This is a genomic window from Amycolatopsis iheyensis, assembly GCF_024703995.1.
Lineage (GTDB): Bacteria > Actinomycetota > Actinomycetes > Mycobacteriales > Pseudonocardiaceae > Amycolatopsis > Amycolatopsis iheyensis.
On the sequence record NZ_JAMXQV010000024.1, the window covers coordinates 87,860 to 108,944 of the forward strand.

General features: G+C 67.8%; 17 protein-coding genes. 3 read left to right on the forward strand and 14 right to left on the reverse strand.

What is annotated here, in order from left to right; all coding sequences use genetic code 11:
• Positions 1-78: 78 nt before the first annotated feature.
• The 12 genes from M8542_RS50465 to M8542_RS36500 all read right to left on the reverse strand — a co-directional run bounded on the left by M8542_RS50465 (position 79) and on the right by M8542_RS36500 (position 11,745).
• Positions 79-2,055 (reverse strand): tetratricopeptide repeat protein, encoded by a 1,977-nt coding sequence (locus tag M8542_RS50465; protein ID WP_257924886.1) that lies wholly within the window; start codon positions 2,053-2,055, stop codon positions 79-81.
• A gap of 227 nt (positions 2,056-2,282) precedes the next feature.
• Positions 2,283-3,296 carry an SAM-dependent methyltransferase gene (locus tag M8542_RS36450; protein WP_257924887.1) on the reverse strand — a complete coding sequence of 338 codons (1,014 nt, stop codon included), beginning with the start codon at positions 3,294-3,296 and terminating at the stop codon, positions 2,283-2,285.
• Positions 3,297-3,559: 263 nt separating this feature from the next.
• Entirely contained in the window at positions 3,560-4,135 is a 576-nt protein-coding gene (locus M8542_RS36455; RefSeq protein WP_257924888.1) for a hypothetical protein, read from the reverse strand.
• Positions 4,136-4,225: 90 nt separating this feature from the next.
• Positions 4,226-4,504: a hypothetical protein gene (locus M8542_RS36460; RefSeq protein WP_257924889.1), complete on the reverse strand. Its 279-nt coding sequence runs from the start codon at positions 4,502-4,504 to the stop codon at positions 4,226-4,228.
• Positions 4,501-5,406 (reverse strand): SAM-dependent methyltransferase, encoded by a 906-nt coding sequence (locus M8542_RS36465; protein WP_257924890.1) that lies wholly within the window; start codon positions 5,404-5,406, stop codon positions 4,501-4,503. Before M8542_RS36465 ends, M8542_RS36460 begins: the two co-directional genes overlap by 4 nt.
• Positions 5,407-5,519: 113 nt before the next feature.
• Complete coding sequence (locus M8542_RS36470) at positions 5,520-6,515, reverse strand: S1 family peptidase (protein WP_257924891.1); 996 nt, start codon at positions 6,513-6,515, stop codon at positions 5,520-5,522.
• A 211-nt stretch (positions 6,516-6,726) separates the two neighbouring features.
• The gene (locus M8542_RS36475; RefSeq protein ID WP_257924892.1) at positions 6,727-7,827 is read right to left on the reverse strand and encodes an SAM-dependent methyltransferase; all 1,101 of its coding nucleotides are present in this window, start codon (positions 7,825-7,827) and stop codon (positions 6,727-6,729) included.
• The gene (locus M8542_RS36480; RefSeq protein WP_257924893.1) at positions 7,824-9,110 is read right to left on the reverse strand and encodes a cytochrome P450 family protein; all 1,287 of its coding nucleotides are present in this window, start codon (positions 9,108-9,110) and stop codon (positions 7,824-7,826) included. The genes M8542_RS36475 and M8542_RS36480 overlap by 4 nt, the downstream gene beginning before the upstream one ends.
• Positions 9,110-9,649, reverse strand: coding sequence for a GTP-binding protein (locus M8542_RS36485; protein WP_257924963.1), 540 nt, complete (start codon positions 9,647-9,649; stop codon positions 9,110-9,112). The genes M8542_RS36480 and M8542_RS36485 overlap by 1 nt, the downstream gene beginning before the upstream one ends.
• Positions 9,650-9,701: 52 nt before the next feature.
• The gene (locus tag M8542_RS36490) at positions 9,702-10,055 is read right to left on the reverse strand and encodes a DUF742 domain-containing protein (protein WP_257924894.1); all 354 of its coding nucleotides are present in this window, start codon (positions 10,053-10,055) and stop codon (positions 9,702-9,704) included.
• The gene (locus M8542_RS36495) at positions 10,055-10,453 is read right to left on the reverse strand and encodes a roadblock/LC7 domain-containing protein (RefSeq protein ID WP_257924895.1); all 399 of its coding nucleotides are present in this window, start codon (positions 10,451-10,453) and stop codon (positions 10,055-10,057) included. The genes M8542_RS36490 and M8542_RS36495 overlap by 1 nt, the downstream gene beginning before the upstream one ends.
• On the reverse strand, positions 10,450-11,745 hold the full coding sequence (locus M8542_RS36500) for an ATP-binding protein (RefSeq protein WP_257924896.1): 1,296 nt from the start codon (positions 11,743-11,745) through the stop codon (positions 10,450-10,452). Before M8542_RS36500 ends, M8542_RS36495 begins: the two co-directional genes overlap by 4 nt.
• Positions 11,746-13,274: 1,529 nt before the next feature.
• On the opposite strand from M8542_RS36500, the gene M8542_RS36505 reads away from it, so the two are divergent.
• On the forward strand, positions 13,275-14,576 hold the full coding sequence (locus tag M8542_RS36505; protein ID WP_257924897.1) for a cytochrome P450 family protein: 1,302 nt from the start codon (positions 13,275-13,277) through the stop codon (positions 14,574-14,576).
• Between the two features lie 29 nt (positions 14,577-14,605).
• On the opposite strand, the gene M8542_RS36510 is transcribed toward M8542_RS36505, so the two are convergent.
• Together M8542_RS36510 and M8542_RS36515 are read right to left on the reverse strand one after the other, a co-directional pair.
• Positions 14,606-17,047, reverse strand: a complete 2,442-nt coding sequence (locus M8542_RS36510; RefSeq protein WP_257924898.1) for a LuxR C-terminal-related transcriptional regulator — start codon at positions 17,045-17,047, stop codon at positions 14,606-14,608.
• 571 nt (positions 17,048-17,618) lie between these two features.
• Positions 17,619-18,272 (reverse strand): hypothetical protein, encoded by a 654-nt coding sequence (locus M8542_RS36515; protein ID WP_257924899.1) that lies wholly within the window; start codon positions 18,270-18,272, stop codon positions 17,619-17,621.
• A gap of 305 nt (positions 18,273-18,577) precedes the next feature.
• Between M8542_RS36515 and M8542_RS36520 the strand changes: the two genes are divergently transcribed.
• Both M8542_RS36520 and M8542_RS36525 read left to right on the forward strand, forming a co-directional pair.
• The gene (locus tag M8542_RS36520; protein ID WP_257924900.1) at positions 18,578-19,729 is read left to right on the forward strand and encodes a helix-turn-helix domain-containing protein; all 1,152 of its coding nucleotides are present in this window, start codon (positions 18,578-18,580) and stop codon (positions 19,727-19,729) included.
• A gap of 639 nt (positions 19,730-20,368) precedes the next feature.
• Positions 20,369-20,734 (forward strand): hypothetical protein, encoded by a 366-nt coding sequence (locus tag M8542_RS36525; RefSeq protein WP_257924901.1) that lies wholly within the window; start codon positions 20,369-20,371, stop codon positions 20,732-20,734.
• Positions 20,735-21,085: the final 351 nt, after the last annotated feature.

Sequence of the window (21,085 nt, forward strand, 5' to 3'; positions counted from 1 at the left end):
ACAGGGTTGTCGAGGGTGGTGAGCTGGGTGATGAGGTCGTCGAGCCGGCGACAGGCGCGGCCGTCTTTGTGGAGGTGGTCACGCCGGCCCGGGGTTCCCCTCGGCGCGGGGTGGATCGGCGTGGTCGAGGGCGGCCAGTGCTGCCAGGGCTCGGTCCAGCGAGTCCCCGCCGAGGTCCTGGAGTACCTCGACTGCTTCGGACAGGTAGCCGCGGGCCTGATCGATGCCGCCGTCGAGCTGGGCGACTTCGGCGAGGGCGACCAGGACGTTTGCCTCGTATGCCGCCGAGCCGGTCCGGCGCAGCACCTGCCGCGCGGTCGTCAGCAGCGCGACAGCGGTGTCCTGGTGTCCGGCGCGCGCGTGGATCCGGGCCAGGCCGAGTGTGACCCGAGCTTGGTCTTTGTCGTCGCCGAACTTGGTCAACATCTCCAGGGCGGTCTGCAGATGCGGTTGTGCGTCGGCGTCACGGCCGGCCTGCAGCAGTGCGTCGCCGATCCGGCGGTGCCGAGCCGCGACGCCGCGGTCGATGCCGAGGTCGGCCTCGATGCCCAAGCTCGTGCGGTAGTGCGCGATCGCGGTGTCGACGTCGCCGCGTGCTTGGGCGACCCTTCCCAGCTGTTCCACGGCTGCGGATTCGGTGCGGCGGTCGGCTGCGTCTCGTGCCAGCTCGATGGCGTGCCGGGTTTGTGCCTCGGCTGAATCCCACTGGCCGAGGTCCAGGTACACGCGGCCGAGCTGGTGGCGCAGCCGGGACTCGGCGACGGGGTTGCCGCAGCGTTGTGCCGCGGTGATCCCGAGTTCGTGCGCGCGCAGCGACTCCGGGAGAGGTTTGCGGTAGAGCATCAGCTCCCACAACGCCTCGCACAGCTGCCAGGCCAGCTCATCGTGCCGGTCGGCAGCGCCTTCCTCCAGTACCGCCAGCACGTTCGGCAGTTCGCGGGCAAGCCAGTCCAGGGCGGCGCCGTCCGTGTCGAACTTGGCGGGTTCGCCGGCCAGCTGCCCGGCTACGGGGCTGACCCGCCAGCGCATCGATGCCGGGATGATGACGAGGTTGGCCCGGGTCATTTCCTGCAGGTACCAGGCGCCGGCGCGGGGAATGACCTCGTATCGTCGCTGGTCGGGTTGGGTGCGGGCGTGCAGCCGGACCAGGTCGTGGAAGCGGTACCGGTCGAGGTCGACTTCCTCGAGCAGGCTCGCGTCGACCAGGACCTGCAGGCCGTGCCCGACCTCGGGCTCGGTCAGCCCTGTCACCGCTGCCGCGACGCCCACCCCGAACTCCGCCGCGGGCAGTTCGCCCAGCAGCCGGTACAGCTCAGCTGCGTGGGGCTCGAGGTAGTGGTAGGACCAGTCGAACAACGCGGTCATGGAATCGGCCGCGGTGGTGGGGTGTGACAGCGCAGCCAGGCGTGACCGCTCGTCCCGGAGCCGGGTCACCACGCGCAACACCGACCACCGCTGCCGGGTGATCAGCCGGGCCGCGGCCACCCGCAACGCGATCGGGAACCGACCGCACAGCTGGGCCAGCTCGGCCAGCGCGTCGGGCTCGCGCGCGGCTCGGTGCTCGCCGATGAGCCGGGTCAGCAGCGCCACCGCGTCGGCGTGGGGCAGCGGCGGGACTTTCACCAGGTGGGCGCCGTCGGCGAACAGGCCGTCCTGCTGCAGCCGGCTGGTCACGAGGACGACGCTGCGGGTCGAGGTGGGGATCAACGGTCGGACCTGCTCGGCCGAGGTGGCGTTGTCCACCAGCACCAGCAGCAGGACCTGTCGCGCGGCGGTGATCGTGCGATATGCACTGACCCGTTCGGCCAGGGTGGTGGGTACCTGGTCCGGCGGGGTGCCCAGGGCGCGAAGGAACAGGCCGAGCGCGTCGACTGGTGTCACGGCAGTGCTGTCGGAGGAGAAGCCGCGCAGGTCAACGTAGAGCTGGCCGTCGGGGAAGCGGGAGGTGTGCGAGCTGGCCCACTGCACTGCCAGCGCTGTTTTGCCGACACCGCCGGGGCCGATGACCACCGCCACGCTCGCCGCCTGCTCCGCCTCGCGTACCGGGGTCGTCACCAGTCTGTCCAGGTCGGCGAGTTGGTCAGCGCGGCTGACGAAATGTGCGGTGACGGGCGGCAGCTGGCGAGGACCCGATGGCAATGGATCCGTCGGCCGTGCAGGGCTGTGCTGGGTAGCGGTCTGTACGCCCCGCTGGTACTTACCGCTGTCGTGGTCGAGCGAGGCGCAGTCGAGGCGGGCCGGGCTGGCTGCCGTTGCCACGTTGTCGGGCCTTGCGGCGTCGTTCATCGCGTGCCACCGTCCACGCTCCGGAGGTGGCCCGCGGACGAGGGCGGCGTTCTGGGTCTGCGCAGGTGGGCGACGGCGGCCAGGCACAACGATTCGACGGGGCGATCTCCGTGCGCGAGGCGGGGGTTGTGCCAGGCCGAGGTGTGGGTGATACCGGGCGGGATGAGTCTGAGGCAGCCCAGAATCTGGCGCAGCTCCTCCGTGGTGCGGAGGTGCTGCGGCGGCCGGTGGGCGGTTCTGCCGTAGGTGTCGCAAAGAATGCGCCGGTGTTCCGCAAGGGTGGCGTCCGCGGTGTCGCCGGCGTCGAGGCCCTCGACAGTGGCGTGGGTGGCAATCACCACGCTGCCTGCGGGCAGCCGCTCGGTGTAGCAGCGCAACGCCGTAGTCGCCTGGTCGGTGTCGGCGACCGTCTCGAGCACTCCGGTGAGTACCAGGCCGATCGGGCTACCGTGGCGGAGCAGTGTGCGGACCGCGTCGTCGAAGAAGATCGTTCCGGGTTCCAGGAAGTCCCCTCGAACAGCGGCGATCTGCGGTAGCTCGGGTTCGACCAGGCGAACATGCGCGGTGACGTACTCGTCGTGGTCGGCGTACACCACCATGCCGCGGGGATGCGGGAGGACGTCGTCGTGAATGGGCCTGGTGTAGGGCAGTCCGGCACCGAGGACGAGGAACCGGTGAATGTGTCCCTGTCGCGACGCGAAGCGGATCGCTCGGTGCAGGAAGTCACGCTCGTCGCGGTATGTCCGCGGCAGAGTCGGCACGAGGTGCGTCGCCTGGGCACACCACTCTCGATCAAGCGCGAAAGCCTGATCGCCTCCCAGAAAATGGTCCCTGACACGGGCGGGGTGCACGTTCTCCAGATCCAGTGGTGGTGGTGTCCATTGGCGTGCAGCGACTTTCAGCGCTGTGTCCGAAAGGGACGGTTGAGCCGCCGACGAGATGTCGAGGCCAGGAAACGGCGGCGTAGTCGGGTCGCTGGTGGAACCGGCGGGATGTGATGGGACCGGCATGGGACGACACTTCCTACGTGGTGCGGATTCGGTGTGACAGAGCGGCGGCGGGCAGGCGGATCGTGGCTGTGGTGGGACGGTCAAGCTGCGAGGTCGGTGCGGGCGGCACCTTCCCGCCCGACAGGTTGGGTAGGCCGAGCACAGCATCCGGGTGAACAGGAAGTCCATGCGAGTTCGTCATTTCATGGTGATGCCGGTGGCGTCGGACGGGTCGGTGGCCTCCGGGGATGCGCTCGGCGCGGAATGTGCGAGGCGCGATGGGGTCAGTGCGATGATCGGTGGGGTCGGAGGCCGCGTTCGGCGCCGGCAGGTCGGCCCGGTACGGGGCCGCCGAAGGGTTCGAGAGGGACGCCGCGTTTGTCGAGGATGCGCCAGACCGTTCCATAGGAGATGTTGTTGCTCCGGGCGATTTCGTGGATGGGGGTGTGGCGGCGATAGTTCTCCTCGATCTGGGCTTCATCGACATCGACGGTGTTGCCTTTGCGGGGGTTTGACCGCGACGACGCAGCGGTGTGGGCGATGATCTTGAGCTGGTCGGCGCTTTGGCGGTGTAGCAGGTGCAGCGCGCGGAGCCCGAATGCCTCTTGGACGCTGTGGGCGAAGTGGGGGCTGATGCTGGTTTCTGCGGTCAGGACGCGGGAGACGTGGGCGTGGGTGTAGCCGACGGATCGCGCGAAGCCGGCTTTGGTGACATCCCATTCGCGGCGCAGGGTCTCGAGCATGTCGGCCGCGGTGGGCTGGGCCTGGCTGTGGTTCAGGTCGATGTGGACGCAGGTGTATTCGGTGAACTGCTGCATGGTGGTCAGACAGGTGTTGCAGAGGGAGAGGGGCTGGGTCATGCCCGGGCCGTCCAGGAGGACGGCGGGCGCGGCGGTGTGGCTGCACAACGCGCACGTCTGGTTCAGGAGAGGGAGTCCGTTCACCGCCGATCACGGGACCGCAGGGGCCGACGAGCCGACAGCGAACACAACTATGAGCGCCACTGCACACGCCAGGACACGGCAGCCAAGCCTGTCCACTTCGAGAAAGACGGCCTTGATGGGGGCGGTCTGGCGGGGCGGTGTCGTCGGGTGCCGGTAGAGCTGCGCCCCGATCGCCGGCGCCGGAAACGCCGCGTGCTCGTAGGCCGCGACGACGTCCCCGGCTGTGGCGGTCTCGACGGGGCCAACGACGACAACGCCACCGAAGCGGGCCAAACTCGAGATCATCGGCAATCTCCCAGTTCGTCGACGTCGAGGACCCGTTGCGTGGACGGCCGGGGCGCCGCAGTTGAGGTGGGTGAGTGACGGCGGCTGACCAGCCCGACGCGCAGAACGCGGGCGACCGCGTCTCGGTCCATCACGGCCGGTGCGACCGAGTGCGCCGGCAGGTGCGCGATGTTGCTGAGGAGCTGATCGGCTACGAGCCGGTCTTCGACGGCGAGCGGGATGCCGGCCTCGGCGAAGCGCCTGGCTAGCAGGGACACGTCGGTGCCGTCCGGGACGCCCGCGCCGTGGTCGGTGAGCTGGGTGATCGCCGCGACGCTGTGAGGCGGTGCCTTGTCGAGCAGCGCCAGGATGGTGGCGAGGCGGATCCCGGCTGGTCGGAGCGGCCCAGTGACGAGGATCCCGATCGGCGCGCCGGCGGTGAGCAGGTCCGTGACCGAGGACGTTGCTGCGAGGTCGTGGTGGCGATCGGCGGGCAGGCTGAGGACCTGGGCGCGGCCGGCGGCGGCGCCGCGGTCGATGTGGTCGTGCAGGTTCCGGGTGACCGGGTCGTGTTCGATCACGATGATCCGTGCGCCGGCGTCGTGCAGGTCAGCCAATGTCGAGGAATGGGCCCAGATGGGCAGTCCGCCGGTGCCGAGAACGAGAAAGTGGCGTAGCCCGTGCTCGAGCATGGCCTGGGCGGCGGCACGGTCCCAAGCGGCGGCCGCGATCGCCAGCCGAGGCAGCTGCGGGTGTTCGGCGATGAGGCGGTCGGCGAAGATCCGGTCGATGGCGGTGTTGAGAGAGCCATCAAGCAGGTAGTCGACGACGGCGTCCCGGCGGGGGCTTTCGATGTCGGGATGGACGCGTTCGCCATCCTGTGCGCGCTGGTGAGCGGGTGTCGCTGTGGTGAGTCGTGGCATGTCGGTGTGCTTTCGTGGCGGGATTGGGCCGTCGCCGAGGCCGTCCATCCGGCGGCCGGTGTGGCCACAGCATCGGAGGTGCCGTGGCCACACCGCGTCGGGATGTTCGGGGGTTAGGTGGCGGGCGTGGCGGGCAGGGCCGTGTGCGTGGTGGCCTTGGGACGGCCGGGCAGCAGCTGGTGGGCGTGCTGGGTGATCCACGGCTCGTAGGCGGAGACGTTGTTGAAGATGGTCGGTGCGACCCCGCAGTACGGGCTCGCGCCGCGGGAGGCGGTCCCGATCAGGTACCAGGTCGTTCCGTGCTTCTGCAGGAGCCCGGAGCCGGAGTCACCGGTGCATGCACCGCCACCGGTGGGCGGGACGCCGCCGCAGAGCTCGCCGGTGCCGATTCCGCCGTCGGCGCACTTCGTGCTGGGCAGTAGCGGGATGTCGAGCTGGGCCAGGTCGGTGGGGGCCGGGCCGGTCCAGGTGGTGGGGTCGACGTTGCGGGTGCCCCAGCCGATCGAGCGTGCCGGCAGCCGGGGCTGGGCCGGGGCGATGCGGGCGGCGCGGATGCCGTCGAGGTGGCCGTCGAGGCGGATCAGGGCGATGTCCCAGATCCAGCCGTCGGCGTCGGGGTAGCCCCATCGCCAGCCCGGCGGGACGTCGATCTCGGTGCCGTTGCGGACGAGGCCGCCGTGCAGGCGGTTGGTCGAGCCGAAGCGGGCGTGGTAGATCGTCGGGTCGCTGCGGTCGATGTCCGGGTCGCCTGCGGCGGAGCGCAGGGCCACGAACCGGGCCTTGACCTGGGCGGGCATCCGCGCCTGCTCGGGCAGCGACGGTTCGTTGGTGAGGCAGTGGCCTTGAGTCACCGCCACCGACGCGGGGTTGCCGTTCTCGTCGTAGCCCTGGTCGATGAAGGTGAGGCCGCACGAATGCCAGTTCGGGTCGCCGTGGTCGAGCAGCTGCAGGGAGCCGGCGCCGGCGTAGGCCTGCGATGCCGGGTCACCGCCGACGAGCTGAGGGGAGACCGTGTCGGTCGGCGGTGGTGGGGCGGCGGCCGCGGTGGAGACGCCGGTCAGCACCGACAGCAGTGCCAGTGTCGATGCGACTGTCGTTCTGAGACGCACGAGCAGAGGGGTCCTTTCTCGGTAATCAGTTGTGGTGCAGCCGCAGAAGGCGGAGCACCGTAGTGGTGGAGATGCCTGGCTGCGCACGGGAATGGAGGTGTGCAGCCAGGCACCGCACGACCCGCGGGGTCCGTGTGGGGCCTGCGGGTGCGTGAGCTGTGACCGGCCACCGCTAGTGGCCGGTCGAGTCCGGACTGCCGGCGGTCGTTTCTCAGGTAGCCGGAGTACGTGCAAGGACGGCCGGCGCCGGATCCCCAGCCGTCCGCGACAAGGGGCCGCGGACGGCGAGGAAATCAGGAGGTCTCGGCGGTGGTGTTCGTGGTGGTTCGGGGATGTCGTCGTGAGGGAAGGGTTTCTGGGCGAGGACCGCGGCGGTGAAGTGTCCGCACGCTGGTGTGCCCGTGGGCGGTCCTTCGGGATACCAGGTGAACGCGGGCACGATCCCGGTCGGGAGCACTGTGGTGCCGTCGATCATCGCCCGAATCTCGGCTTCGGTCGCGAGACACCCGGCGCCAAGACCGAGGAATTGCAAGGCGTACTCGAACTGCTGTGCCTGGGCGGCGAGACCGGGGTGCTCGGGCCTGAACAGGTGGGTCATGGCCACGAAGCTGCCGGCTGGCAACCGCGCGAGATGCGTCTGCACGACCTGGGCGGCTGCGGCACGGCTGCCGCCATAGAACGACATCACTCCGCCGCCCAGCAGCAACGCCACGCGTTCGAAGTCGGAACAGATGAGACCGGGGTTTTCGCTGGCGGTGTTGTAGAGGGTGTTCCACATCGCGTCCGGGTCCCAGGGGTCGGCGTCGACGACGTGGACGCCGTCGTCGGGGTCGGCGATGGTGCGCAGCTGGGCGAGCGTCAGCGGGTCGCGTTCGACATAAATCACCGTGGTGCGAGCTGAGCTTTGCGCGCGGTTGCGGCTGATGGCCTCGCCGCGACGGACCGTCGAGTGCAGATCGTCGTCGCCGTCAATGTGTGGCAGGCCCGCGCCGGCGACCACGATGCTGCTGACGCGTTGGCGGGTGGCAAGATAGGTGGCTGCGCGGTCGAGAAAAGCCTGTTCGGACCGGAACACGAACCCTGCGTCCGGCACCCGTGTGCCGAGCAGAAGAGCTGCGTCGAGTTCGTTGTCGTGGGCGAATTTCACGGTCGGAGCGAGCCAGCCGTCGCTGTCTTTGGCTTCGCGGAACGCATCGTAGAGGTAGGCGAGGTTGATCCGCTCTCGATCGACGCCGCAGGGCTGCCACCACGTCGGCACGGTCGTGGCGCGTCGGCGAGCTGGTGCAGGCTGTGCGGTGTTGGTGTGTGTCATCGGTTCGGTGGTGCTTCGGTGGAGCGCGGGCTCGGAACGGGCGTTGCCTGGCCGAGGGCGCGGGTCGCGGTCACGGGTAGCCGGGCCGGGCCGCGGGTCCAGGGCGAGGGGTGGAGCGGGATTTCGGTGGCGGGCACGGCCAGGCGGACGTCGGGTAGGCGGTGCAGGATCGTCTCGACGGCGGTGCGGGCGATGATGCGGCTGGTGCGCTGGGCGGGGCAGGCGTGCGGTCCGACGCCGAAGGCCAGGTGGGCACGGTTGCCGGGGTCATGACGGTCGTGTGCGCCGGCCCAGCGGTCGTTGTTGGCTGCCGCCAGCCCGAGGATCAGGGCGTCGCCGCGGGCGATGCGCTGGCCGCCGACGACGGTGTCGGTCAGGGCCCATCGGGTGGGCTGGTTGGCCATCGGCGGATCGGCCCACAACACGTGATCGAGTGCGTCGTCGATGCCGAGGTGCCCGCCGCGCACCTTGCCGTCGAAGCGGGGGTCAGTGAGCATGATCCGCAGCGTTTGCGCGATCCACACCTGCAGGGTTTCCCAGCCCGCGCCCAGCATCAGCAGCATCGACGCCAGGACTTCACCGTCGTCACGATGGCAGGGGTGGTGCAGGAAGGCGGTGGTGAGGTCCTCCGCAGGCGCCGTGTGGTGTTCATTGATGACGCCGGTGAGGATGGTTTCCATCTCGTGGAAGCGTTCCGCGGAGTCTTCGCCGGAGCCGAACAGGGCGATCACGCAGGTCTGGAGCCGGTCGCCGAGGTCGGGGGCGATGCCGAACAGTCCGGCGACGGTGAGCATCGGAACCTGTGCGGCGTACTGCGCCACCAGGTCGAGCTGCCCATCGGCGGGCAGCCGGTCGATCAGCCGGTCGCAGGTCTCGCCGACGTCGCGGGCCACGCGATGCTCGCTGATCCTGGCGAGCCCGTCGACGAGCGGGGCACGCAATCTGCGATGCGTGGCGCCGTCGGAGAAGTAGGCGTTGTCTCGGGGGAACATGATTGGCGCCAGCCCTGAATCCGCTCCGATGTGGCCGTCGGCGAGCAGTCGCCAGTTCTTCGAGTTGCGGGAGTAGTGCTGTTCGTTGCGAACGACGGCCCGGAGCTCGCGGTAGCCCATCACCAGCCATGCCGGAATCCCGGGCTCCAGCTCGACCGCTGCGACCGGTCCTCCCCAGTCCGTCCAGAGCCGCTGGTAGGCGGCCGCCGGGTCGGGGCAGGTCGTGGTGGCCGACAGCGGAGTGAGGTCGTTCAGCTTCTCCAGGGGGCAGCCGGTCTTGGGCGTGGTCATCAGAGTCGGGCCTCCGCGGAGTCGTGGCAGGTCATTGCATGGGTAACCAGGGCGATCAGCGCGTCGACCGAGGAGCGGTGGTCGCGGGCGTCGCAGCGCACCACCACTGCCTCGGGCAGGGCGAGCGCCTGGCGTACCTCGTCGTCGGCGTAGTCCCGCGTGCCGGGGAAGCGGTTGACGGCGATGATGTAGGGAAGTCGGCTCCGGCTGGTGTCGAGTTGGTCGAGCACGGCGAAGCTGTCCTCGATGCGGCGTAGATCGATCAGGACCAGGGCACCGATGGCACCTTCGGCCAGGTCCTCCCACACGGACCAGAACCGCTGTTGCCCCGGTGTGCCGAACAGGAACAGCACGGTGGTGTCGAGGGTGATCCGGCCGAAGTCCAGGGCGACGGTGGTGGTCACCTTGTCGGGGACACCGTGGAGCGAGTCGATGCCTGCGCTGGCGTCGGTGATCGGCTCTTCGGTGTGCAGCGGCCGGGTTTCGCTGACCGTCTCGATCAGAGTGGTCTTGCCGACACCGTAGGCCCCGACGACCATCAGCTTCGCCGACTGGATCACCGTCTCCGGTACGTACGCGATGTCGGCGCGGTCACAGCTTGCGGAGTCCGGCAAGGACCTGCTCCATCAGTTCGAGTTTCGGTCTGGTGTCCTGGCCGGGGTCCCGCACGCCGAGTAAGCCCGCGTCGATGAGGTCCGAGGCCAGGATCCGCGCCACGCTCATCGGCAGCTTGAGGTGGGCGGCGACTTCGGCGAGGCCCAGCTGTCCGCGGCACAGCCTCAGCAGATCCCGCTGCTGCCGGTTTGTCCGCGCAGACACAGGGGCGTTGCGGAGCGCGATGATGAGGGTTTCCGCAGGCAGGGTGGCTTTCGGGCGGGTGCGTCCACCGGTGAGCACGTAGGTCTTGACCGGGCCCGGCCGAAACCCATGGTCGGTCGGGGACATCAGGCACCGGCGGGGGCGCGGCCGGGGGTGCTTAAGGCGGACTCGCCGATCCGCTGGATCCGCTCGGCCATCGCGTGAGCGATGAGGCTGGGGTCGGCGGTCTCGGACGTCACCACGGCCAGGGACGTCTTGTCGGCGGCGCGGCGCACGAACACGTAGCCGTCGGACCACCGGGAGAAGTTCTGCAAGAGCGGGCTTTGGAAGCCGATGTCCTTGTTCAAGGCGGTCGCCAGCGAAAGCAGACCCGAGCAGGCTGCGGCGATCCGCTGAGCGCCGTCCTCGTCGATGTCGGCGGTGTTGGTCAGAAGAATGCCGTCGACGGCAAACACCAGGCAAAACCGTACGCCGGGGATCCGGGTCAGCTCCGCCAGCTTCCAACGGTCCTCATCGGACGTCATCGCGGTTCCTCCCCGTCGATCGTGGTCGGCGCATCGCTGGTGGTGGTGGCGGGGTCGGCAAGCGAGCCCCGCACGATCGCCTTCATGAGGTCGCCTTCGGCGGCCGGGTCGGGTGCCGAGGCATGCGGCGGTGCCGTTGGCGTAGTCGGCGAATTGCCCGGTATAGGGACTTGAGGGACTCGGATCGGTAGCCCGCCGCGGGTTGTCCCGCCGGTGGGAATGGCCTCGGGTCCGAGGTCGCGGTGCTTGCCTGGGGCGGCAGGTTCCGACGGTGCCGAGGTAAGGGGCGGCTGTCGAGGCGCCGGTGGCACCGGGAGGTCCGGGCTGGCGACGACCGGAACGAGCAGGTGCTGGGGCACCGTGATGACGGCGCGGACGCCGCCGTTGGCCGTGCTGTCGAGGTGCACGCGGAACTTGTGCTTTTGGCAGTACGCCCCAACGACGGCAAGCCCGGTCTCAGGGATTGCGCCCAGCTCGTGCAACCCGACCCGTCGTTGTCCGGACACGCGGTCCTGCGCCCACCGCAGCCGATCGCCCAGGCCCGGACCATCGTCATGGATGGTGATCGCCCATCCGACGTCGACCTTCTCGAACGTGACGGTGACCGGCGTGCTGGGCGGTGCTTCCCGCGTGGCGTTGGCCAGAAGCTCGGCGATCAGGTGAATCAGCTGCTCCGCCAGGACGCTGATCACCGCTACGCCCGGAGTGCCCTCCACCTGGACACGCTGGTAGTCGACGATGTACGCGGAGGCGTGCTGGACTACCTTGTCCAGCGGCTGCGGCTCCGCAAACTGCCGAGCTGTGCGTTTGCCGGCTAGCACGACCAGTGACTGCGCGGCCCGTGCTTGCGTGGCAGCGGCGTGGCTGATGCTGAAGTAATCCTGAAGCGCATCCGCGTCGTCTTCATGCCGTTTCAGGATCGTGAGGGCAAGGTCCTCAATCTTCTGTGCTTCGGTTTGCCACCGTTGCGCTAGCGACACGACGGAGCTGACAATGCCTGCCTCCCGATCCTGCAGCATGCCAACCAGCCGCACCACGTCGGCAGCTGCGGAATCCACGGTGCCCTCGTCCTTGGCCTCGGACCATGCCGGCGGCTGCTCGCCGCGGAAGAGCGCCTCCAGCTGACCGGCGACCGCTGTCAACGCGAGCTCGCGGCCATGGGCCAGCTGCTCAATCTGGCGCCGCAGCTGCACGACTTCGTGCTGCAGCTCGTCGTGGTCGTGTCCGCGGTGCCAGTTCCGGTCGATGTTGGCCCGGGCAGCGGTGGCAATCGTCTCGGCCGCGCTCGCCACGAGCTTGAGGCCAGCGGACCGGATGCCCGTGGGTGTCGTGTGAGTCATGAGTGATCGAGTCCCGAATGTCCTAGATGGAGGGAACAGAAGCCAGGAGGTACGCATGACGACGTCGTGGGCCAGGTGGCTGGAGTCGCGCGCAACGGCGGGCCGCGACCACTCGCGCGCCGCGAGGCGTGGGCCGCCCCGCCGGGAGCGCCGGACCGTGCTCAGCCTCGCCCCTCCGCGCCGCGGGCGGGAGCGGCGCATACCGACGTGACACCGTTGGCATAAAGCGTCGCCGCGAGCCTGCATAGGCAGGCGCGCGCCCTCGCCGCCGGCCAAGACGGGATGATGCGCACGAGCGGCGCCCAGTCGAGGCGATGACACCGGACGGCCGGCACAGCGCGGTCGTGAAACTCCCGACCACACGAGCTGCGGAACCGATGCATCGCCGCGTCGGCTGCTGTCGACGCGGGGAGCAATCTGGCCGTGAAGCCCAGCGAGGACGAGAGGGAGAGGTGGGGTGGCACAGCCACGCGGAGGAACGTCGCGGGCGCCGCGAGGGCCGTCGAGGGTTTGCCACCCCACCTTCCGGTCCGGCCTGGGGGTGACCGGACGCTGAGGGCGCCTGCCCCGTTCCGCGGGGGCCGCGCCTGTTGTTCGCGTATGCGGAGGTCCCGGTGACGGGCACCTGGAGAGCGCCGACATCGACACCGGTGAGCGCCATACCGGCCGTCGGCCGGTGCGGTGAGCACCGTTCCCGGTGATCGACTCGTCGCGGCCGTGCGGTGTCCGTTGTGTCGGCGGGGGTCGCGGGCTGGCCGTGGTTGTCGGCGGATGTCATGGCGTCCTTCGTCGGAAGCTGATCCCGAGGTCAACTGGGTTCACAGGGTCGATGCCACTGCTGGCACAAACAGGTACGGCGCGGCATGACGCTGGAAAAATCAGTTCCGGAATCGAGCACGGTGGGATTCTCTGAAACGTGGTGTTCGCTCCGGGGCCTATCAACCTAGACGACGATAGAGCAGAAGTCCGCCGTGTCAACACAACGAACGAATTTTTCGCAGGCCACTTTGTAGCTCACGCGTATGGGCTATGTGGTTTCACATATACGGGCCCCTGTGTGACGCGAAGGCTCAGGCTTGTCATCGCGAAGTTGTCTGCGTCGCCGGTCTGCGCCGTCGACCTCGCCCGGTCGACATCACCTGAGGGAGGAACCGGAGCCGCGCCTGTTAGGGCAGGGTACGGGGCACAGCTACCCGATTTCGCGGTGACGGATACTTGTGCCGGCCAACCCGGTAGGTGGTTTGAACAGCCGCGCCTATGTGGTTTTCCTAATGGTGCCTGGGGCGATGATCGGCGACCCTTTGACGTGCACGCATCCAGTGCGTGCGGGCAACGAGCGGCGCGCCGCACCGGCCTCAGACCCACCGCGAGACCGTCGCAGGCACGAGCCGGAGGGTGCAGCCGCTGCTGCTCATCCGACTGGACACGGCCGCGGGCGACCCTTACATGCCGGCGGCAGCCAAAGTAGCTGTCACCGGCAGATGGTGTCCGAGGCGCATCCCGACACGCATCACGCGATGCGGCCGCAGTGCACGCGAGAGCGGGTCACGTACAAGAAAGGCACCGCGATGACGTTGGAGCTCGCAATTTTCGGCCGTGACTGGTGGAACCACGCGCACAGGATCGCGAAGGAACTGCGAGAAAAAGGTGCAGTCCATCCCGCAATGCTCCCGTGGGGCGGCCAGAAAATTCCGGTGTTTGTCATCACTCGCTACGCGGAAGCTCGGGCGGCGCTGGGTGATCCTCGGTTGTCGAAGGATGGCGCGGGGCTAGTCGCGATCCTGAACCGGCACCTCACTGTGGACGGTGTGGAACCTGAGCTCAGCGCCATGTTCAAGGTCAAGCACATGATCTTCTTGGATCCCCCGGAGCACACGCGGTTGCGCGGCTTGCTTCAGAAGCACTTCACCCGGACCCGGATGGAGGCGATGAGGCCGCGGATCGAGCAGATGGTGAGCGGACTGCTGGACGAGCTTCCCAAGGGGGAAGAGGTCGACCTGATCACGGATCTGGCGTTCCCGCTGCCGCTGAACGTGATCTGTGAGCTGATCGGTGTGCCGGAGGAGAAACGCAGGCTGTTGCGCGCGTGGACGTTTGCCCTGATGGAGGACAATCCGGAGCGGGCTCGCGCGGCCTCGGAGAACATGTACACATACCTTGTCGAGCTGATCGAGACCGCGCGGGCGAACCCGGGCGATGACCTCCTCTCGGCGCTCGTCCAGGACGCCGAGGCCGAGGATCGCCTCAGCAAGGAGGAGCTGCTGGGCACCTTGCTCCTGCTGTTCGTCGCCGGGCACGAGACGACGACCGCGCTGATCGGCAACGGCATCAAAGGTCTCCTGGAACGTCCGAAGCTGTATCGTGAGCTGGCGCAGAAGCCGCAACTGCTGCCCCGCGCGGTGAAGGAGTTCGCCCGGCACGAATCCGCTGTCGCCACCACGACGCATCGGTTCACCACGGAAGAGATCACCATCGACGGGACTACCATCCCCGCGGGTGAGATCGTGCTCATCTCTCTCTTGAGCGCCAATCGCGACGATCGCCAGTTCCACTGTCCTGAACAGCTGGACGTCCATCGGACCGAGCCCAACTTGGCATTCGGCTATGGCATCCACTACTGCTTGGGTGCGCTGCTGGGTTCCATCGAGGCCGAGAGCGCGTGGGGCGCACTGGCCCGGCGGTTCCCGAACGCTCGCTTGGCGGTCGAGGCGGACCAGCTGGCGCGGCGACAACCGGTGATGATCCCTTGGAGCTACGGCGAGCTACCGGCAATTCTGGGCTAACGATCCGGGGTCGACGACGGGTGCAACCATCACGGCGAGTCCTGGTTCCGTCTCCCCGCAGCCGGGGCAACCATGGTGAGGTACCACGCGGCGATCGCCGCCCGGGTTTTCGTGCCCAGCTTGTGGTTGATATTCGTGACGTACACGCCGACGGTCCGCGGAGTGATCGGCGTGAGGTGGCCGGCGATTTCCTTGTTGGTCAAGCCTTTCGCGATCAATCTGGCGACCTCGAACTCGCGAGGGGAGAGCCCGTCTCGCGGAGTCGTCGGCTGCGGTGTCGTTCCCAGCGGACCCAGGGCCAGGGCGTGCATCTCGTCCGCGGACGAGTTTTGCCCGGAGGTGACGAAAATGGTCCACCTGTCGTCGCCGACCTCGTCGTCGCCGAGCTCGTGCCGTCCCGCGGCCTCGGCCAGCCGTTGCAGCCGCAGGAATGGCCCCGTCTGGAGCACAGTGGCCTGCGTCGCCAGTTGCCGCGCCTGCGCACCGCCCAGCACCCGCGCGGCGGCCTCGTAGTCGCCGAGCCGCGCGGCGATCAACGCGAGCAGCCACAGGCTCAACACGGGTCCCCAGGCATCGCCGATATCTAGCTGGATACACAGCGCCTTTTGGGCCGATTCGGTGGCCTGGTGTGGCTTGCCGTCGAGCAGCTTGACGAGCGCGCGGCACCACAGGGCCCAGGAGATGCACCACGGAGCTTCGGCTGCTTCCGCGTCCGCCAGCAAGGTCACGCTCTCGGCCTTGGCGACATCAAGACGACCCAGCGACGCGGCCGACATCGTGAGGAACAGCCGTGCCATCCACTCGTCAGGCTTGGCGCCCGCGGCGCGAAATGCCGATGCTGCCCCGCGAAACGCAGTGAGCGCCCTCCGCGCCCGCGTGAGGTTCTGCTCGGCCAGCCACAGCCACGTTCCGCGAGCGACGTCGAGCGGGCCGAAGTCGTCGGCGACGCCAAGCGCAGTGGCTGCGGCCTCAGCGTGGGACAGCAGAGGTGCAGCGCGTTCATGGTTGCCTTGGATCAGCGCGATCCACGCAGCCAGTGAGAGCGCCGTGACTTGGTTCGCACTCGGAGCGTCAGGATGCTGTGCCAGCCCGGCGCCGAGCATACGGAGATTCTCGTTGAGCCGGCCGCCGAAGATGAACGCGCAGGTCTGTGTCACGTGGATCGCCAGTTCAAGCCCGCGCGCCGCGGTCTGCCGGGTGGCGAGGAGGTGCCGCTGGATTGCGATCAGGTCCGGCCGGAACTCGTTCAACCGCAGCATCCACTCGAGCTGGTACCGCGTTTGCCATTCCCGGGTGCCTCGCTCGGCGAGCGTCTCGAGATAGGACGTGTAGGCCTGGCGTGATCGGGGGGCTTGACCGGATTCCACGACCAGCTGGCCGTACTGACGGATCGTCTCCAGCATGCGGTAGCGCAGCCGGTTCTGACGCTCGACGCCCTTGAGCACGTTCTTGCCCACCAAGCTGATGAGCAGGGGCTGCACCTCGGCCTCGACGATCCCGTTGTCGAGGCCGATCGCCTTTATGGCCTCGCGGTCGAAGGTGCCCTCGAACATGCTGGCGAGCGCCCACAGCTTCTGCTCAGGCTCGGGCAACCGTGAATAGGACCAGTCCACCATGGCATGCAGCGTCTGGTGGTTGCTTTGGCCGGATGTCCCGCGGTCCAGCAGCGACAACAGGTCAGCGTGCTCGGTGAGAGCCTGGAGCGTCATGGCGTTGCCCGCCAGCGGTACCGCGGCCAGTTCAATGCCGAGCGGGATTCCGTCGAGCCGCCGGCACAAGCGCGCCGCCGTGTCGTAGTCACGTTCGCGGATCGTGACGCCCAGCTCGGCGGCGCGGTCGATCAACAGCTGCAATGCATCATGCACACCACCGTTGTCGGCGCCGCAGTCACAGCGGTCCTCGTCACCGACGCACAACGGCGGAACCAGTAGCAGGCGCTCGCCCCGCACGCCGAGCCGCTCCCGGCTGGTTGCCACGACCTGGAGCCCCGCGGCTTGCTGCAGCAGCGTGTTCAACAGCGTCGGCACCGGACCGGTGCCGGGCATGTCACCGATCAGATGCTCACAGTTATCCAGCATCAGCAGCAGTTGCCGATCCCGAAAGTAGTCGCGGAGCCGGTCCAGTCCCGGCGTCGACGCGCTGTCTTGAATGTGGAGCGCGTCAGCGACGGCGGCATAGAGCCGGTCACCGCCCTCACGCAGTTCGGCCAGGCCGGCCACGAACACACCGTCGGGGTATCCGCGGGAGGCGGTTAGCTCGTGGGCAAGGCGCAGCAGAAGCCTGGTCTTGCCCACTCCGCCGAAGCCTGTCAACGTCACCAGCCGAGTGCCGTGGCTGTTCAGCAGCGTCCTGCCGCGTTCGAGCAACCGACTGCGGCCGATGAACGAGTCCAGCTCCACCGGCACCGACGATTCGGTGCGACTGGGCGCGTCTCGGCTAGCGAAATGGAGGTCGTCGTCGCTGACAGTCATAGATGCGGCTCCCGCGTGGCAGTGACCGTCGGTCGAGGGTGGCCGAGTAGCTCGCTACGCCCGACGAAGGAGTCCAGCTCCGCGAGCATCGACCCGGGTAGCCCGGCCGCGTCCTTCCTGCCGAGCTCGTGGTCATAGTCGCTGGCCGTCATCGGCGCTCCTCGACCACCGTGACGGCCGATCGGCGCGCTCCTTCTCGGGCTCGACCTGCCCAGGCGACGTCGTTACCTGCGGCGTCCGCTGACGTCGACCGGCTCGCTCTCATCCGGAGACTGATCATTGCGGGTCCGTCATCTCAGAGAGCGCGACGTCGTCCGGCCTAGCGGCGATGATGACGCAGGGCACGCACGGCATTCCGGTTCCGACATTGACGTGTTCGGCGTGGTCTGGCCGGATCTCCAGCCCGCACAGGGCCGTGAGGTGCTCAGGTATCGAACCCCCGGCAGGTACGCGGATGAGATGGACGGCGCGATCGGTCTCACCGACCGTGCGCCCATTCGGTAGTTCGACGCCGAACTTTAGTCGGGCTGGGACGAACCCGGGCGCCAAACCGGTGCCCGGCGAGGTGGTCTCAGCGGATTCGACCGCGGAAGTTGCCGTGACTGGATGATCGGCAATAGCTGGCGTGAGTGACGGATTGTCCATGATCACCTGGTTGGTTCGGTATCGGGATGGCTGGAACGCCTCGAGCGCCGCGGATTTGGCGATTGCTGGCGGTCGAGGCGCGCGGACCGGTCAGGAGTGTGATGTGCGCGTGCCGGCACCCGTCCTTCTCTGCTGCAAGTCGCAGAGCGAGGCTGTGCAGGGCGGCGATAAGGCCCTGGTACATCTCTGGAAGTTCATTGGGCGCGATCAGCTCAGGGTCGTTCCAGCCCTGCAGGAACCCGGTAAGCCGAGCGTCGGCGTACTTCAAGGCGAGCGTGCTATCTGAGGAGCCGTGGAGAAGGCGCAGTGCTCGGTCGACGGTTGCGGTGATCTCCTGCAGCCGGACTCGGGCGAGGTACTCGGAGCTATCGTCGCGCCAGCAGACGGTCGGCAGCGAGACGAGCGCGTGCCGCGCCCGGATGACAGCGAGTCGTCGCCGTTCCCGACGACGTTGCAGAAGCCGGATCACGATGGCCACCGCCGTGGAGCGGAGGACGCGGTCGGGCATGTGGCTATCCGTGGTGCGACGCCAACCGACGCGTCGGAAAATTGTCTGTTCGCGATCCGCGTCACCGGTCATGACGTCGCTTCCCGTTTGCTCGTGCGTGCCTCACGCAGAGAGACCGTCAGGGCAGCGCCGAGCTGGTTCCGCAGCTCGGCGGTAGCATCTGCGCTGAGCAAGACCGGTTCCCTTGGCGCCGTCGAGCTGAAGAGCGCGATCCGGCCGTCGTCGCGCACCACCGCGAGGACAGCCGGGTTGCCCTGCGAATCGACACCCTCGACGGTCCAGCAGGTAGACGCAGGGTTACACATAGTAAGTGATGTTACGAAGACGCAGGTCACAAAGGTTTCCCAGCGGGAAACCCAGCTAGGTAAGCTGAACCCATGGACTCGATGGGCACCACGATCCGCCGCCTCCGCCGCTGGCGCGGCCTGTCCCTCGACCAACTTGCGGGCTTGTCGGGGTTGTCGAAGGGGTACCTGTCCAAAGTCGAGAATGACCTCAAAGAGATCGACAAGCGGTCGACAATCGTCTCGATCGCTCGCGCTCTGCGGGTCAGCCTGTCTGACATCACCGGCGACGGCCTGGAGATCCGCGACCCCCAGGCTGATAGCGCCATCCCGGCCATCCGTGATGCGCTGCTGAGTACCGACCTTGACGGCGCTGAGGCCCCATTCGGCGATCTTGGCCAGTTGTTGTCCGAGACGCAGCTGTTGGCCGCGTTGCGGCAGGCCAACCAGGACGCCGAGGTCGGTAGACGTCTCCCGGATCTGCTGTCGGCTCTCCATACGCACGCCAGCAAGCCTGAAGCTCTTCGGTCGTTGGTTACCGCGACGCACACCACGGCTTTGCTGACTAAAGGGCTGGGTGCCTTCGAGTTGGCATGGATCGCTGCAGAACGTGGCCACGAGGCCGCGACGCGGCTCGGTGAGCCCGGTTGGATCGCGCTCGCCGAGTTCGCGCGCACTCAGGCGCTGTCCGGCCTCGGTGCGCATAAGCGAGCAGGCAAACTCGCCGAACGTGCGCTGAGCTATGTGCCCGCCGACGCCTATGACGTACGGGGTGCGCTGACGCTGACCACGGGATACACCGAGTCCGTGCTTGGCGGGGACGCCGCGGCCGCCCTCGATGAGGCCGCCGGCCTGGCCGAGCACGTCGAGTTCGGAAACCGGAATTTCCTCCTGTTCGGCCCGGCCAACGTCGTGCTGTGGCGCATCTCCTCCGCGCTGGAGCGAGGCGACCACGCTGAAGCCGCGCGCCTTGCTGCGACTCTCGATCCTGCCGACCTGACGATCGACTCTCGCCGCACGACTTTCTTGATAGAGCACGCTCGCGCGCTGTACGGCATCCGCCGCCCCGACGAGGAGGTGCTGGCGCTTCTGATCCGCGCTGAAAAACTTGGGCGAATCCGTACGCGGACGAACCCGTTCGTACGCGACATCATTTCTACGATGCTTGCCCGCGCCCGGCGCGAGAAGGTGGCCCGCGAAGTACGCGGGTTGGCTGATCGGATGGGCCTGATCAAGACTTCTTGACTCGCGCTGCCTCGTGCCAGCGAACACGGAGACGGCGCCTAAATAGTCGCTCGTGTCGCGCGCCGTCACGCGGTTGACGCTAGGAGCGACAATGCCTGCGGGGAGGAGTCCAGAGGATGGCAATTCGGTTGGCGTGGTAGGCAGATCGCCCGCTGACACCAGGGACGTCGATCCTGCTGTTGGCGGCGACTCCAGCCACACCTGCCGAGTGCGACATCGTCCCGCCGGCAGCGTCGTGAGACCCACTGCCTCAGCAAGGCTGGGTTTGACAGTCTCGGCAGCGGACGTTCTGTGGCGGCGGACGCGCCGCGAACAAGCCACGTCGATCATGTCCCGCAGCGACTCCGTCGGCGCGAGCACGCGCGTCGCTGCCAACATGGCGCGATGGACTCGGTGGACACGTGCGTGATTGTTCGAAGGCGAACTCATGATGGTTGCCGTCGCGGCGAGAAATCCGCGCCAGCGTGCTTCACTGTCGTCGAGGGTATGAGTCCGGGTGCGCTTAAGAGCAACAGCGGCACTCCGGCGCCATCGGAATGAGCTTGGCAGTGACCCGAAGTCCGCCCGGTCCTCAAGAACCGTGGCATCGGGACCTCGTTGTATTCGGTTCAGCAGTAAGCCAGTGCTAGTCAGGGCCGCATGGCCGTCGCCGTCCTCCGCGGCCTGGTGTCGGAGATCCTGCGCGGGGGCCACACCGTCACCGCGCTCGAGCTTTTCAAGTGCATCGTCAACGGTTTGGGGATGGCTGGCGACGCCCGGGTCCGCGCCGATCAGGACGACTGCGGTGACACCGAGTACACCGCGGTCGCTGAATCTTATGCCGACATGGTCGCCAAGGTGGGCTTGCTGGCCGGGCCAGGTGCTCATGCGCTATTCCTTGGTTGCGGGCCTAGGCCTTTACGTACTCGACGGGTCTTGATCAACCCGGATAACCGTCCCATTGGCTGCGGCTTTCGCGCACCTGCGACGCGGTCCGGTTTCCCTCGGGTGTCTGTGCTGCTCTGACCTGGGGTTTTGTCCACGCTCGGCTAAGTTGCCCACCGCAATGGGTACCAGTAGTGTGGACGTCAGCGGTCCGCCGGTGGTGAGCCGCAAACGGGGCGACGGGGGGGCGCAAACGTGGCGAATAACCAGAGTGGGTCACCTCAAGCCCGCGGGCGAGAACTTGCGAAACAGGGCAGGGAGTTGTTTGCCTCCTGTGGATCCGTCAAAGCCGCAGCCCGTGAGTTGATGAACCGGCATCGGGATCTGCCTAGTATTCAAGCGTTCCGGTACTCTGCTGGGCTGTCGCAAGATCAAGCAGCCGTCCGCTACAACGAGGTCGCTGGTAATCAGACGACGCTAGGTGGAACCACG